General features: G+C 58.0%; 9 protein-coding genes. 3 read left to right on the top strand and 6 right to left on the bottom strand.

Features of this window, described 5'->3' with window-relative positions; genetic code table 11:
* Positions 1-495: 495 nt before the first annotated feature.
* The 5 genes from B0E46_RS12945 to B0E46_RS17395 all read right to left on the bottom strand — a co-directional run bounded on the left by B0E46_RS12945 (position 496) and on the right by B0E46_RS17395 (position 4,066).
* Entirely contained in the window at positions 496-870 is a 375-nt protein-coding gene (locus B0E46_RS12945) for a hypothetical protein (protein WP_077556210.1), read from the bottom strand.
* Between the two features lie 251 nt (positions 871-1,121).
* Positions 1,122-1,826 carry a LytTR family DNA-binding domain-containing protein gene (locus tag B0E46_RS12940; RefSeq protein ID WP_077556209.1) on the bottom strand — a complete coding sequence of 235 codons (705 nt, stop codon included), beginning with the start codon at positions 1,824-1,826 and terminating at the stop codon, positions 1,122-1,124.
* Positions 1,826-2,878 carry a histidine kinase gene (locus tag B0E46_RS12935; protein WP_077556208.1) on the bottom strand — a complete coding sequence of 351 codons (1,053 nt, stop codon included), beginning with the start codon at positions 2,876-2,878 and terminating at the stop codon, positions 1,826-1,828. The genes B0E46_RS12940 and B0E46_RS12935 overlap by 1 nt, the downstream gene beginning before the upstream one ends.
* 32 nt (positions 2,879-2,910) lie before the next feature.
* Positions 2,911-3,573: a dienelactone hydrolase family protein gene (locus tag B0E46_RS12930; RefSeq protein ID WP_077556207.1), complete on the bottom strand. Its 663-nt coding sequence runs from the start codon at positions 3,571-3,573 to the stop codon at positions 2,911-2,913.
* Positions 3,574-3,739: 166 nt separating this feature from the next.
* Positions 3,740-4,066, bottom strand: coding sequence for a hypothetical protein (locus B0E46_RS17395; protein WP_139350537.1), 327 nt, complete (start codon positions 4,064-4,066; stop codon positions 3,740-3,742).
* A gap of 832 nt (positions 4,067-4,898) precedes the next feature.
* On the opposite strand from B0E46_RS17395, the gene B0E46_RS12925 reads away from it, so the two are divergent.
* The 3 genes from B0E46_RS12925 (at position 4,899) to B0E46_RS12915 (ending at position 14,551) form a co-directional block, all read left to right on the top strand.
* Positions 4,899-9,794, top strand: coding sequence for a hypothetical protein (locus B0E46_RS12925; protein ID WP_077556206.1), 4,896 nt, complete (start codon positions 4,899-4,901; stop codon positions 9,792-9,794).
* Positions 9,791-10,747 carry an RHS repeat-associated core domain-containing protein gene (locus tag B0E46_RS17755; RefSeq protein WP_168171201.1) on the top strand — a complete coding sequence of 319 codons (957 nt, stop codon included), beginning with the start codon at positions 9,791-9,793 and terminating at the stop codon, positions 10,745-10,747. Before B0E46_RS12925 ends, B0E46_RS17755 begins: the two co-directional genes overlap by 4 nt.
* A 1,350-nt stretch (positions 10,748-12,097) precedes the next feature.
* A complete protein-coding gene (locus B0E46_RS12915; protein WP_077556205.1) occupies positions 12,098-14,551 on the top strand; it encodes a prolyl oligopeptidase family serine peptidase in 2,454 nt (817 codons plus the stop codon).
* Between the two features lie 401 nt (positions 14,552-14,952).
* Here B0E46_RS12915 and eda read toward each other — a convergent pair whose 3' ends face one another.
* On the bottom strand, positions 14,953-15,609 hold the full coding sequence (gene eda, locus B0E46_RS12910) for a bifunctional 4-hydroxy-2-oxoglutarate aldolase/2-dehydro-3-deoxy-phosphogluconate aldolase (RefSeq protein WP_077556204.1): 657 nt from the start codon (positions 15,607-15,609) through the stop codon (positions 14,953-14,955).
* Positions 15,610-15,684 lie beyond the last annotated feature (75 nt).

Below are 15,684 nucleotides of genomic sequence, written 5' to 3'. Positions count from 1 at the left end.
GAGCCATTGGCTCTAGATCGACTTTCTCGACGTAGGCCAGTGAGCCAGCTTGCGCAAGAGGGGCTAACGCGAATATTGCAATGTATAACAATTTCACCTTGGAACCCCTGTATCGCCTAACGCTGGAATTAAGCGGCGGCGCAGCCGTCCGCTTGAATGAGTGGTTAGGCGCGCCGCGAGAAATATAAATCTACTTCGTTTTTGCTGGACAAGAATCGCCGCAAAGTTTCAACGACGAGGTGCATTCATGCTGGCGCTCGAGTGGAAAGATCGTAAATTTGGAAAGGCATTGCGAATAGGCCGCGCTGCACTCGCGAACACATGCCCCATCTTTACCAGACAAGTCTGGAACGCTTGCACACCCAGAAACAAGCAAGGTTGCTACGACTATAGCTGCATAGACCGAACGCATACGCATGGTACCCCTGATATGACAAGCGCCTAACGCTGGAGTTAAGCGGCGGCGAAGCCGTCCGCCTTGAACGAAATGTTAGGTTACTTAGTGTTGATGGCGGCGACTACTGCTAGTCCTTTAACTGTTGCGCGATACTGAACGACTGAACCGCCCAGCATATTTGTATCGCCGTCTGGCAGCGTATGCGGCTCATGGATTTCCACGAATCCCTTGGCCTCAAGGTCTTTGAGCAAAGGCCAAGAACCGTCCTGCTCTAACGTCTCCTTGCGATTAAATACATGCGGGTCGGCTTGTAGCAATAGGGATATTTGACGAAGGCTTATGCCAAGAGTCGCCTGTGATTGCGATTCAAGCGCTTGCGCATGTGCAGCAAGTTGTAGGTTGGCATCGCGCTCGGCGCTCCATACGTTTTGGGAGAGCGAAAGCGCAACGAGGATGACTAAGAATGAACGCATATGGAAGACCTAACGCTTAGTAGACCCCACATCGGGGCATATGCAATGGATGTTCAGGATTCGAAGGCACCCCGTCAAGTGACTGAAACCTGCGCCGGGCAAAGCTTTCGTTGGTGATGGATTGTGTGGTCGTCGCCAAATTGCCCAGTTGCATATCACGCAAAACGAGGTGCTAAGTTTTATCACCCTCAATCCGGGGTGATAAACGTCGCTGTTTTGGCCTGGTGGCTGCGTTTGGCAGTTGGACAGATTCAGCCAAGCCGCAGCAACTTCCTCACCGCCGGCAGATTGCGCCGGCTGATTTCCGGGCTGAGTTCGGTGCCATCCAGCCGTGCCAGCACGCGGCCGTCGGCGAGGGTTTTCACGCCGAGCAGGCGCGGTGGTGGCACCAGGCAGTTGCGGTGCAGGCGGATCAGCTGCTCGGGGTAGGCTTCTTCCAGCTGGCGCAGGGATTCCTCGATCAGCAGTTCGCCGCGGCGGTGTTGCACGACGACGTATTTTTCGTCGGCGAGCAGGCAGATCACTTCGTCGAGGGCGATGCGCACCTGTTCGCCGCGCAGGCGGCCATGCAGATAGGCGACCGCTTCGCGTGGTGCGTCGGCGAGGCGGCGTTGCGCGCGCTGCAGGGCGTCGCGCAGGCGTTCCAGTCGTACCGGCTTAAGCAGGTAGTCGACGGCGCCGAGCTCGAACGCCTTCAGCGCGTGCGCTTCGTAGGCGGTGCAGAAGATCACCTGCGGCCGCGTGCGGCCGGCCAGCCGTTGCGCCAGCGCAGTGCCGCTGAGGCCGGGCATGTTGATGTCGAGCAGCAGCACGTCCGGCTGCAGTTCGCCGAGCGAGCCGAGCGCGGCTTCGCCGTCGCCGACACTGCCGACGATTTCTATGCCCTCGCATTCGCCGAGCAGGGCGGCCAGCCGCGCGCGGGCCAGCGGTTCGTCGTCGACGATCAGGGCACGCATCACGCGGAGGCTCCCGGCAGTTGCAACAGCACCACGAAGCGGTCGCCCTGCGCACCGGCCTGTACCTTGGCCAGTGGGCCGTAGCGATAGGCGACGCGCTGGCGCACGCTGTCCAGGCCGTGACCGTTGCCGGCGGCGGCGGGCGTGGCCGGTAGCGGATTGGTGATCTCGATGCGGATGCCGTCGCCGACGCGTTGTCCGCGCAGGCTCACTTCGCCGCCTTCGCGCAGCGGCTGGATGCCATGGCGCACGGCGTTCTCCACCAGCGGCTGCAGCAGCAGGCGCGGCAGCGGAAAGTCGGCGGGCAGGTCATCCAGATCGCGTTGCACGTGCAGTCGCGCACCGAGGCGCAGCTGCTCGATCGCCAGATAACGCTCGACCAGCGCCAGCTCTTCGCCCAGCGTGCCGTCGCCGATGTCGTGCTGGCCCAGTGCGGCGCGGAACAGTTCGGACAGGTCTTCCACGGTGCGTTCGGCGGCGGCGGGATCGACCCGGATCAGCGCGGCCACCGTATTCATGCTGTTGAACAGGAAGTGCGGGCGGATGCGTGCCTGCAACGCCTCGACCTGGGCCCGGCTGACGGCCGCCAGCCGGGCCTGCCACTGTGCCAGTACGTAGAAGTAACGCAGCATCGCGGCACCGAGCAGGGCAGCGATCACCGCGTTGTCACGCACGAACTGGCCGATGCTGCTGCCGATCAGGTGCATCTGCAGCGAGCCGTCGATCCAGCGGGCCACTGCACTGGCGACCAGCACGATCAGCACGATCAGCAGCCACACGCCCACATACGGCATGCGGCTGGGAAGTCGCTGCAGCAGCGGGCGCAGCTTGCACAGCGCCACTGCGATCACCAGCGCCAGCCAGGTCACGAACAGCATGCTGACGCTGTAGGCCGGCCAGTCGGGCTGGTCGTCGCGTGCCAGCCACATCACGGTCACCGTCAGCGCGCCCACCACGAACAGGGCGAACAACGCCGGCAGCCGGCAGAAATCCGGCAGCGGGCTGTGCTCGACGCGGCCGTGCGGGCCGCTGGTGGAGGTGGATGCGCGCATGCGGGCAAGTATGCCGTAAGCGCAGGCGGCTGCTACGCCAGCTGCTGGCCGAGCCAGTGGCGCAGGTCGCCAACCTCTTCGGGGCAGACCGCGTGCGCCATCAGGTAGGTATGCCATTGCACGGTGTAGCCCAGCGACTGCAGCAGATCGCGTGAGTCGGTACCGCGTTGCATCACCACCACCGGATCCACGCTGCCGTGGCCCCAGAAGATCGGGATCGCCGCGTTCGCCGCACTGCGCTCGCCGGGCTGCACCACGTACGCCGGCAGATAGGTCGACAGCGCGACGATGCCGGCCAGCTTTTGCGCATGATGCAGGCCGGCCGCCAGCGCGATCGCGCCGCCCTGTGAAAAACCGGCCAGCACGATCCGTTCGCTCGGTACGCCGCGCTGATGTTCGCGGGCGATCAGGGTTTCCACCTCGCCCACCGACGCGCGCATGCCGGCTTCGTCCTGGCGTGCATTGAGATCGAAGGCGGCGATGTCGTACCAGGCGCGCATCGACATGCCGTTGTTGATCGTCACCGGTCGCACCGGCGCATGCGGAAACACGAAACGCAGCGACGGCCACGCGCGATCCACCAGCTGCGGCACGATCGGCGCGAAATCGTTGCCGTCGGCACCAAGGCCGTGCAGCCAGATGATGCTATACCGCGGGTTCGGGGCAGTTTCGAGTTCGAGGGCGGGCAGCGTCATGGAAAGCTCATGCGAAAATTCAGGGTTGTAATGACGACGATGGCAAGCGAGGCGGCCATGAGGATGCTCTTTGAGAATTTTGCGCCGGCATCGGAATGCTGGAGTCGTGCATGAAAGCTTATTTGTGCGGGGTCGAGATCGTTCGTCAGGATTGTGCCCTGCCTCATCAGTTGCAGAAACAGCGGCTCTGCAGGTTCACTTGAAGATACAGGACTTCAGTCGCGGCCACAGCCTGACCATCAACGGTTTCAGGTGTCACCGAACTCCGTTCGGGCGATCGCTTCAATGCATTGGCGAGCGAGGTCTGGGGGGATTCGCTTAGACCCTCTGCGTAAGTCTTGGTGAGAGTCACAGCCATCTTTCCATCCGACGCCAGATCGAGGTGGAGGACAAAGAGAATGCCATTGGTCACGAGTGAGCAAGGGTGTCCAGATGATAATCGGGTGCCGCTCCCATGCGCAGTGATTTCACCAAAGGTCACGCCACGCGCCATTACATCTCACGCGCATGGTGTATTTGCCGTTGGAGCCCAAGATGGCTCCCAATGTGACGTAGATGAAGCTGTAGGTGACATCTATTCGTGTCGTACCGCGTAAACAATTGACAGTATTTCACTCTTTAGTTTTTAGCGTAGAAATGCAATATCAACGTGCGACCAAATTAGATTGGTTTTGCTCGCCTTGCGACAAGACTATTTAAATCCAAAGTGCAACGATCCGGCAGAATTTCATAGCGCAATTACATACGAATTATCGAAATAATTTACTCATTGCAACAGCGTGAACGCGTTGCTAGCATCTCAGCACCGAATGCAACGTTCGGATTGGGGAACCTAGGGTGAAGAGTGATATGCACGGACGCCGCGAGACTTTCGTTTCAGATGCATCAGCCATGCATGCTGGTGTCCACGCGTTAGATGCTAGCGCGCGACGTCATTACCTTGCTGAAAACCCATCCCGACTTGTGTCCAGGTACCAGCAATAAGATTCAGATGTAGCGGGTTATCGAGGCGGTCAAGACGAATTTGTAGAGAGCCTCATGAGTGAGCGTACGGTGCTTGGTGCGGTTTGTTAACATTGATGTCTATCAAAGCACATGCCCAGCCTTCCAGCGGTGTCACGGACGAGGCATGCGGAAAATATGTCTGTGCTGCACACGAAATTGACCAGATCGCGTCGAATCTCTTCATCACTATACCTTGGGTAGCCGATGACGACAGGCTAGTTCATTGCTCGTCTGCTTAGTTAGGTTTTGTGTGATTCGTATTGCGAGTGAAATTACGGGTATACGTACTGACCAGCTGCTAATCAAGGGTAAATGGTGAAATGAGTAAATATGAATGCTGGTGGCGTCAGATCGCCACAGCCATCATGCTAATGGCGCTCACTACGTCTGTCTTGGCAGTGACGCCTGAGGATGAATTTAAGTCATTGATTCGTATAAATCAGGATATTCACCCGCTAGGCAATAATCCGTTTGGCGAAATTGTTAGTCTCTACAACGGGAGCCTTTCATTTCGACAAACAGATATTGATCTCGCGGGTAATGGGCCGCGGCTGCAATTAGTTCGTACGCGCGAAGTAGAAGATAGTGCCTTTGATGGTGGTAATTTTCAAGATTGGAGTCTTGAATTACCGCATATCGAAACATTGTCGGCAGATATAAACGGGACCGAACCGGGCACTTCGCCAGCAGGCACTACACCGCATTGGTTTTTCCTGGATGACACCAATCGGTGTAGTGGATTTCATGCGCCACCCGAAATTGCCATGCTTTATGAATATGGGTCCGGGCCTCCTATGCTTTATCCCGGCAGCTCATGGAATCACGGATATAAGCTGGATATCCCAGGCATCGGCTTTCAAGACCTTCTGTTACGAGATTCTTCTGCCAACACACTCTCGCCGCAGATGGCGCAAGTCAGTGGCGCTGCATACAACTTCAGTATTGTGACCACGAAAAATTGGCAAATAGCTTGTTTGCCGCAAACTTCGAATGGTGTGCCAGGCGAAGGGTTTCTTGTGGTGTCGCCAGATGGCACGAAATACTGGATGGACTGGCTGGTCTCTAGAGTTGACGGCACAGTTGGCTTTTCTCCAGCAGGATATGGCCTCGTGAATCGCGCCATGGTCATGATGATGACCTCACGCGAGGAAGACCGTTTCGGCAACGTACTGACCTATAGTTACAATGAAAATGGTGATCTGACGACAATCACGGCAAGTGATGGGCGGCAACTCACATTGACTTATAACCCCCCGATTGCATCAGGCAATTCGACCCAGCGTGGCACTTATCCAGGCATTATAACCAGCGCAAAAGTACAAACAGGTGACGGCGCCTACCGTATTTGGTCGTATGGCTATGACTCTAATAATTATCTGTCCAGTGTAAATTTGCCTGACGGGAGTTCATGGGGTTTTAGCTTGGATAATTTCAATCGACAAAATAGCTTTACAAATATCGAGTATGATACTACTGCGAATATAAGCACAGCGGGCTGTGATGCCACAATCAGTCAATTATCGTTTCCGATTTCCACCGGAACGATTCGGCATCCATCAGGGTTATTGGGCTCATTTTCGGTGCAGTCGATCGTGCGGGGACGTTCGGATGTTCCATTTGTATGCACATATAATGGAGGGCAAAATTTTTTAGGTTTTCCATACCTTTATGCACAAGAAGCAATTGTCGGAAAAAACTATTCTGGTGCCGGCATACCGACACAAACGTGGACTTTTTCGTATTCGGCGCCCAATCAGAGTTGGAGTAGTGCCTGCAGCTCCGGTTGCATTTCAAGTGTATGGACAAATGTAACGGACCCGTCAGGTAACGATACGCAGTACACCTTCAGCAACCGCTTTGATTTCAGTGAAAGCCAGCTTCTTCGCACTGATCATTATAGTGGCGCAATGAATGGATCACCTACTCGAAGCGAAATCAATAGCTATGCTTTGCCTACTAATGGATCGTGGCCAGCGCATTTTGGATACTCCGACCAAAGCAATGTGAATTTGGCTGAGGTAGAGGAGCTTGCGCCGATTAGTCAAAAGGTCATTGACCAAGATGGTGATACTTATACATGGCAGGCGTCGGCATTCAACGCCTTTGCACAGCCGACCGATGTCAAGCGTTATAACTCGATTCCTGGGCAAAGCCCGATCGAAGAAGAGACGACATACCTCAACGATCTTTCGCTCTGGGTGCTAGGTCTGCCGCAACAGCTGACCAATGTCACCACCGGCGAAATAGAAAGTCTCAATACCTACAACCCTGCGAATGACACGTTACAAACGCGCTCCAGCTTCGGCGAAATGCTGATGACGTATACGTTCAATAGTGCCGGTCAGTTGGCCAGCTTTGAAGATGGCAACGACAACACCACGAGCTTGAGCAATTATTACCGCGGTATTCCGCAATTGATCAACTATCCGGACGGTACGAGCGAGAATCTGGTGGTGGACGACTTCGGCCAGATCAGAAGTATCACGGACCAAGCTGGCCATACCACCAGTTATACCTTTGATTCAGTCGGCCGTATTACCGGGATCACGTATCCCGTCGGTGACGAGGTGGCCTGGAATCCAACGGCCTTCAGATACGATTTCGTCACGAATAACGAACGTGGCGTCGACATCAACAGTAGTGGTCATTGGCGTCGTACGACCACCATGGGCAATGCATCCACCGTAACTTATTTTGATGCCGAGCTGCGGCCAGTTCTCGGTGACGTTTCGATCATTGGTACTGCCAACTCAGACATTAGCACGGCACATGCTTACGATTGGCTAGGCAAGACAGTTTTTGTCTCATACCCGGTCGCGGGCACTCCAGCTTTGTCGACGATCACTTTGGGCACACACGCCAACTACGATTCACTGGAGCGGCTAATCCAGAGTCGAGAGGACTCGGAACTGGGCTTGTTGACGACATCCACAGTTTACACATCGGGTCCGGGAACACAGGTCACCGACCCGAAAAACAACGTCACCACATCCTTTTATCAGGCATTCGATCAGCCCTCTTACGACGCAGTAGTCGAAATACAGGCGCCTACAGGTGTCACTCAGAGCATCAATCGTGATCTATATGGTAAGCCGAGAATTATTACTCAGTCAGGTCTCTACAACGGCACCGAGAGCGACAGCGTCACCAAGACCCTAGTCTACGACATCTATCACCGGCTCTGCCGCACCACCGAGCCGGAAAGCGGTGATACATCGATCTCTTACGATGGCGCCAACAACATCCGGCTGTCGGCCTCCGGGCTGGCGCTTACGGAAAGCGGTTGCGCGCGCGATCAGGTGCCTTCGTCTGCCAGTACGGTGTTTACCTACGACCCGATGAACCGGGTGAAGGCGATCGCCCCGCCAGCGGGCACCCAGAGCACCCAATACCAGTACGACGCGGCGGGCAACCTGCAGTGGGCGACCTCGGGCAACACCGTCTGGCATGGCCTGTACAACTACCGCAACATGCTGACCGGCGAATCCCTCAATATGGTCGGCCAGAGCGCGCTGGCGCTGGGCTATGCCCACGACGCCAATGGCAGCCTCAGCGTGATCAGCTATCCCAATGGCGAGACGGTCAGCTACGCGCCCGATGCGCTGGGTCGTCCCACCCGGGTGGGCAGCTATGCCACCGGCGTCACGTATTACCCCAATGGCCAGGTACAGGGTTTTACCTATGGCAACGGCACGAGCTATCTGGTCCAGCAGAATGCGCGCCAACTGACCAGCAACTTTTCCTATGGCAACGGCAGCACGCTGAACCTCAGCGAGGACCTGTCCTACGACGGTGACAGCAACATCCTCACCGTGCAGGATCTGGTCAACGGCCAACGCAACAAGACCTTCCAATACGATGGCTTGAACCGGTTGACCAACGCCGTGGCGCCTTCCCTGTGGGGCACCGAGTCGTATCAATACGACCCGCTCAACAACCTGCGCACACGCCTGTCGGCAGGAGTGACCTCGGTCTACGCCTACGATCCGACCAACCGGCTGCAGAGCATCACGCGCGGTGGTTCGGTCAGCAGCTTCGGCTATGACCCCCGCGGCAACCTCACCAACCGCAACGGCGTGGCCTTGCTGTTCGACCAGAAGGACCAGCTGAGCCAGGTGACGGGCTACGACAGCTACCTCTACGACGCGAATGGCCGGCGCGTGCAGAAGACCTCGGCCACCGGTACGGCGACCGATTACTTCTACGACCACGGCGGCCAGCTGATGTACCAGTACGCGCCGGGTGCATCGCAGGCCACCAACTTCATCTACCTGGGCACCAAGCTGATCGCCCGCAACGCCTTCCAGCAACTGATGGCGCCGGGCGCAGTGAGCTTCAGCGCCAACCCCAACAACGGCAGCTACACAGTGAACTGGGGCGCGGTGTCGCTGGCGACGTCGTATGTCCTGCAGGAGAGCGCCAACGGCGGTGCGTGGGTGACGGTGTATGCCGGCAGCGGCACCAGCGCCGCGCTGAGCGGTCGGGCCGGCGGCAGCTATGTCTATCAGGTGCAGGGCTGCAGCAGTACGTGTGGCGGCTGGACGGGCTCGGCCACGCTGGGTGTATGGCCGGCGGCGCCGGCCAACCCGGCGGGACCGGGCGTGCTGACGTACGCCCCCTTCACGGTCACGTGGACAGCTTCGCCCGGCGTCGCCACCTATACCGTGCAGCAGAGCTTCAACGGCGGCGCATGGACCACGCTCGCCAGCGGCATCACGACGCCCTCCTACAGCGTGACCCATGCGCCGGGCGGCACCTACGCCTATCAGGTCGCCGCCAGCAACGCCTACGGCACCAGCGGCTGGACAGCCTCTGCACCGGTGTCGGTGACGCAGGTGCCGGCGACGCCCACGAACTTCGCCATGAGCACCACCAATGGCGTCACGTCGATGACCTGGAACGCGATGCCGTGGGCCACCAGCTACAACTTCACGGCGCTCGGCAAGAATGGCCATCTGGGCACGTACACCTACGTCGTGGCCACCAACAGCTACAACTTTCCCTCGGGCAGTTACACGGCCCAGCAACTGACGGCCTGCAGTATCGCCGGTTGCAGCGCCCCGCTGCAGATCAGTGGCCAATTCACGGTGGGCGGTGGGGCAGCCCAAACGAGTGCCGTGATGACGAAGCCCACGCGGGTGCTGGGGGCAGACACGGGCTCGGGGAGCGGATGCGACGCCAGTACCTGCTCGGTCACGCTGGGAGGCAACCCATGAGCCCGTTCATGAGCAGGGCACGCCGGAGGCTGCTGAGTGTGATGGGTGGGCTGGCGGTGCTGATGGCCGCCGCGGCCCATGCGGGCTCGGTGACCTATGTGTACACCGATCCGCAGGGCACGCCGCTGGCGGAGGCCGATGCCAGTGGGAACATCACGGCGACGTACGACTATGCGCCGTATGGGAGTCAGGCGCTGGGCACGCCGCCGAACGGGCCGGGGTATACGGGGCATGTGAACGATCCGGATACCGGATTGGTGTATATGCAGGCGCGGTATTACGATCCAGCGGTGGGACGATTTATCAGTGTAGATCCGGTGGGATTTGCAGTAGATAACAAGTTTAATTTGAATCGATTTGCTTACGGTAATAATAATCCAATACTCAACATTGATCCAAATGGGAAGTTCCCGGAATCCCCTTTAATCCAATTGGACTGGCTTAATCAAGTTATCAACCGATCAATTGACGAAAATGTAAAACCAGCAGCAGCTTATGCTTATAAAGCGGTAGACGATCATGTCACCTTGACGTTAGCTGTGGCTGCAGCACCAGGAGGTGCGGGCGGTCAAGCCTCAATAGATGCCTTGCATCCGGATAAACTTACTGTCGGCGTAGTCTATGGTGAGGGTTACAACATCAGTTTGGACGTTTCTCAAAAACACCCCTTTTCAATGCAATTAGGTGGCAATCCTACACCTTCTTCGGTGTTGGGGTCTTTAACCCTTTCATATGGTGAAGTGTTTCACGGGGCATTTACCATTGCTCTAGATAAAAACTTTAACTTGAGCTTTGCCCCGGCTGTGGGCCTCGGGGCGTCAAACATGGTTCTTTTTAAGCATACAGATTTAAGTGCAAGTGCATTTCAGTCAGATATTCCTTTGGGCTCTTCATCTAACGAACAGCCCGTCACTCCTCCTCCCGTTGCACAAGGGCCCGCAACAAATCAATGAACAATCGAGGTGCCATTGATTAAGCTTTTGGCTTTGAGGGCTAAGAGGATAGCCCAGTGGTCAATTATCTAAAATGATAGGTGTCTATGAGTACAAATATTGCGATATGGATGATATGGATATATATAACTATAGAATATGCATCTGCATGTTATGTAGCTTATCTAGTAAAACGAATCGATCCAGCTTATTTCGAGTCGTTTGATAATGATGGTCGATTTTTAAAAATCATGCCTATGATTCTTGATTCAGATCTGCCCGACCCCATTCATGGAAAAAAAATAAGAAATTGGCTTTATTTTGTGCGCATAATGTACGCTCTAACCATTCCATTCGCCATCATTTTATTTATGATTTAGCGAAAAATCTAGCTGTTGTTGATTTTCGCCGAAACTGAGCCGGGTTTGGAGTCTGACACCCGCCGAGTTTCGGATGAAAAACGATCCGACGACCTCCAATTTAGCATGGCACTGATTTACGGGGTCGATAGTAATGCTGCAGCGACGCAATTTACCTTCCATTATTATATTTGTATATTTCATATCAGCACGCTTTAGAGTGAAATGCGCATGTACATTGCTTTGAGTGGTACCGTTATTCATTTTCCATGTAATCCGTGGTTTGCAACTATTACATTTTTAATGACAATTGCGTGGATAGTTCTTTGCGCCATATTTTTTCGACAATTGCGAGTAAAGGACCCGCACATGTATATTGCGTTGGGTAAGCCGTCTATGATGCGTCGTCATAAATCGTTTCTTCCATATATTTATATGCGTGACTATCAGAAGATAAATAATCGCTCTTTCTCTGTGTTGTGTAGCATCATGCGTATGGTTCTTCCAACTATTTTCGCCCTTACGATCATCGCTGCCCTTGGGTATGCTGGTCATCCTGTAGATATATCCTTGAATAATCTATAAGGGATGTCTTGATCTTTTCATCAGGAATTATGGCGACCGACCGGCACAAGACGTGCTGATGATGAAGCATATTCCTTTGCTTCATCGAGATCCCCGCTTTCGGTGGTGGGGCTATTTTGGAGCCCGAGACTACTTTGCCTGTTTCGTGGTGAGCTGCTTGGCGTAAGCGGCAGGTGTCACCATGCCCAACGCCTTATTGCGCCGTTCCTCGATAGTACTGCGACCACCAGTTTCGATGCCCACGCGTGTATTGAGCAGGCTTGGGTGTCGATAGAGCTTACGAGATCAACGCGAGTTGGTTGCTTTGCATTGTCCGTAGCGGCGCTGTGTCTTGGCAACGAGATCCCCTTGCCCTGACTTATGGCATAGATGCCCGCGCTGCGCTTTCGGGCTCGGTTATGCTGCTTTTTTGCCACGAGCCTCCATTATGCGCCGACTACTGCTTGCCAGCCTGATTGCTTTCTATGTGCTGCCTGCGACGGCGGCTGCGGCGGCAATGGCAACGGCCCCGCTCGACATAGAAACCATCATGGCCAATCCCGACTGGATCGGGCAGGCGGTGGAGTCGCCGTACTGGAGCGTGGACGGGCGCAGCCTGTATTACTCGCTGAAGCGTGACGGCAGCCCGGTGCGCGATCTGTACAAGCTCGATCCGGCCAGCGGGCAGAGCGTGAAGCTCGACCCGGCCGCGATGGCGCAGGCCGACGGTCCGGCGGTGTTCGATCGTGAGCATCGGCACGCGGCGTTCATCCTGCATGGCGATGTGTTCGTGGTCGATCTGGCCAGCGGCCGGCGCCAGCAGGTGACGCGCACGCCGCAGGAGGAGTCCTCGCCGCAGTTCTCCGCCGATGGTCGCGCGCTGCAGTACCGCGACGGCAACGACTGGTACAGCTATGACCTGGCGAGTGGTGTTGCCGCGCCAGTGGCGGTGCTGAATTTCGCCGACGATCCGCAGGCCAAGCAGCCCGATGACCTGGGCGAGCTGCAGCTCAAGCTGTTCAAGACGCTGCGCGAGATCAAGGCCGACAAGCAGGCCTTGCGCGACGAGGACAAGGCGCTCGATGCGGCCGACCCCGGCCGTGCGGCGGCACCGTTCTGGCTGGGCGACAAGTCCCGCGCGGTCGATACCGAACTGTCGCCGGATGGCCGCTGGATGCTGGTGGTGACGGTGCCGAAGGATCATGCCAAGGGCGAGGCGCCGAAGGTCAATCATTACGTCACCGACAGCGGCTATACCGAGCCGAAGGACGCGCGTACCTATGTCGGACGCAACGATCCTGCAGCGCAATCGCTGTTGTTGCTGGACCTGCACAATCACCAGCAATACCCGCTGAAGACCGACAGCCTGCCGGGCATCAAGGACGATCCGCTCAAGGCGATCCGCGCGCAGACCGTCGCGGAGCTGGAGAAAGCCGGCAAGCAGAACGAGGCGAAGGCGCTGAAGGCGCCGGAAATACGCGCCGTGCGCATCGTCGCCAACGCCGAGGACGGCGGTGGCGGCGGCATCGCATGGAGCGACGATGGCAGCCATCTCGCCATCCAGCTGCGTGCGATCGACAACAAGGATCGCTGGATCACCAGCGTCGATTTCAGCCGTCACGCGCTGGTCAGCCAGCATCGCCTCACCGACAACGCATGGATCAACTGGAACTTCAACGATTTCGGCTGGCTCAAGGACAACCGCACGCTGTGGTACATGAGCGAGGAAACCGGCTACTCGCAGCTCTACACCAAGACGCTGGATGGCCAGGCAAAGGCGCTGACGTCCGGCAAGTTCGAAGTCAGCCACCCGCTGCTCAGCGACGACGGCAAGTGGTTCTACGTGCGCAGCAACCAGGTGGCGCCGTACAGCTACGACGTCTACCGCCTGCCGGTCGGCGGCGGTGCATTGAGCCGCATCACCAACTACCAGGGCATGGACGATTTCAAGCTGTCGCCGGATGGCAGCCAGCTCGCCGTGCTGCACTCCTCGCCGTACGTGCTGTCGCAGTTGGCCGTGCAGGCGGCCGGCGGCGGCACGCCGCGCGAGCTGACCCACACCATGAAGAGCGCGTTCACCGCGCGCGACTGGATCGCGCCGAAGATCGTCGAGGTGAAGTCCAGCCATGGCGCCGGCAGCATCTATGCGAAGTACTACGGCCCCGCCGGTGAAACCGATGCGCCGGCCTCGCGTCCGGCGGTGATCTTCGTGCATGGCGCCGGTTACCTGCAGAACGTCACGCTGTCGTCCACCTACTATTTCCGCGAGCAGATGTTCCACAACCTGCTGGTGCAGCAGGGCTATGTGGTGCTGGACATGGACTATCGTGCCTCGGAAGGCTACGGCCGCGCCTGGCGCACCGCGATCTACCGCCAGATGGGCCACCCGGAACTGGAAGACCTGCTCGACGGCAAGGCCTGGCTGGTGCAGAACCATGGCGTCGATCCGAAGCGTGTCGGCATCTACGGCGGCAGCTACGGTGGCTTCATGACCGAGATGGCGCTGCTGCGCGCGCCGGGCGAGTTCGCCGCGGGCGCCGCGTTGCGTCCGGTCAGCGACTGGACGCTGTACAACCACGAGTACACCGCCGACATCCTCAACGATCCACAGCTCGATCCCGCGGCATACCAGACCAGCTCGCCGATCGAATACGCCGACAAGCTGCAGGATCCGCTGCTGATCCAGCACGGCCTGATCGACGACAACGTGATGGCCGCCGATTCGATCCGCCTGTACCAGCGCTTCATCGAACTGCACAAGCAGAACTTCTGGATGTCGCTGTATCCGCTGGAACGGCACGGCTTCGTGCATGCCGATTCGTGGTACGACGAGTATCGGCGGATCGACGAGTTGTTTCAGACGTATGTGAAGCCGGTGAAGAGTGCGGTACCGAGCAAGTGAAGCAAGCCTCGAAAAGCTCCCTCTGAACGTCATTCCGGCGAAAGCCGGAATCGCTCCACTACAGTGACGCTGGTGATCCAGCGTCATTGCGCTCCAGGTGCTTGGAGTCACTGGATCCCCGCCTGCGCAGGGATGACGAGCTTGGCATGGGTTTTCCGAAATCTTGCGAATAGGTCGCTCGACATGCTGCCGCGCGATTCCCCATGTTTGTCATGGCGGGGTGGCACGGACAGAAGAACCTGGGCGCAGCAGCGGTGGCAGCAATGCAGCCGCTGGTTCCCGGTTTCAGGTCGACATCGAAGTGACCTCGCGTGCGGTGGCGCGGTGTTCGCGCCAGCAGGGCGGTGATGGTAAGGCTGGAAGCCGAGTCATCGTGGCCGCAGTGTCGCGGAAGCCCGGACTCAGGCGGGGCGGTGCAGGCCAGCCGCCTCGCGTGCCAGCAACTCGATCGCGGGCCAGTCGCCGGTGGCGAGCAGGCTGGCCGGAGTCAGCCACGAGCCGCCGACGCAGATCACGTTCGGCAGGGCGAGGAAATCCGGCGCGCTGGCGAGGCTGATGCCGCCGGTGGGGCAGAAGCGGACCTGTGGCAGCGGGCTGGCCCACGCGCCGAGTAGCTTGTGGCCACCGGCCGGTACGGCGGGAAAGAACTTCAGATGACGGTAGCCGCGCTCGAGCATGGCCATCACTTCGCTGGCGGTGGCGGCGCCGGGCAGCAGCGGCAGCTCGCTGTCGTCGGCGGCGTCGAGCAGGTACGGCGACACGCCGGGCGACACCGCGAAGCGCGCACCAGCCTGTTGTGCCGCGTGCAGGTCGCGTGCGCTGAGCACGGTGCCGACGCCGATCATCGCGCCCTCCACTTCGGCGGCAATCGCGCGGATCGCGTCCAGTGCGGCCGCTGTGCGCAGGGTGACCTCGATCGCGGGGGTACCGCCGGCGACCAGCGCGCGCGCCATCGGCACCGCGGCGCGCGCGTCGTCGATCACCACCACCGGAATCACCGGTGCCAGCCGCATCACCGTTTCGACCTGTTCCTGTTTGAGTTCGATGCTGCTGGTCACGTGAGGCTCCAGGTATTTTGGCCCCTCCCCCTGCTCGCAGGGGGAGGTTGGGAGTGGGTTGTTCGGGCTGGCGGT

The organism is Rhodanobacter sp. B04 (genome assembly GCF_002001125.1).
In the GTDB taxonomy this organism is placed as follows: domain Bacteria; phylum Pseudomonadota; class Gammaproteobacteria; order Xanthomonadales; family Rhodanobacteraceae; genus Rhodanobacter.
The sequence above is the reverse complement of the archived record's forward strand: the minus strand, read 5'-3'. Positions and strand labels throughout refer to the sequence as shown.

Bases quoted from the DNA above. Each gene is read 5' to 3' on its own strand.
- B0E46_RS12925 (WP_077556206.1), top strand. From the start codon at position 4,899: ATGAGTAAATATGAATGCTGGTGGCGTCAGATCGCCACAGCCATCATG.
- B0E46_RS17395 (WP_139350537.1), bottom strand. From the start codon at position 4,066: ATGGCGCGTGGCGTGACCTTTGGTGAAATCACTGCGCATGGGAGCGGC.
- B0E46_RS12915 (WP_077556205.1), top strand. From the start codon at position 12,098: ATGCGCCGACTACTGCTTGCCAGCCTGATTGCTTTCTATGTGCTGCCT.
- B0E46_RS12945 (WP_077556210.1), bottom strand. From the start codon at position 870: ATGCGTTCATTCTTAGTCATCCTCGTTGCGCTTTCGCTCTCCCAAAAC.
- B0E46_RS17755 (WP_168171201.1), top strand. From the start codon at position 9,791: ATGAGCCCGTTCATGAGCAGGGCACGCCGGAGGCTGCTGAGTGTGATG.
- B0E46_RS12930 (WP_077556207.1), bottom strand. From the start codon at position 3,573: ATGACGCTGCCCGCCCTCGAACTCGAAACTGCCCCGAACCCGCGGTAT.
- B0E46_RS12935 (WP_077556208.1), bottom strand. From the start codon at position 2,878: ATGCGCGCATCCACCTCCACCAGCGGCCCGCACGGCCGCGTCGAGCAC.
- B0E46_RS12940 (WP_077556209.1), bottom strand. From the start codon at position 1,826: ATGCGTGCCCTGATCGTCGACGACGAACCGCTGGCCCGCGCGCGGCTG.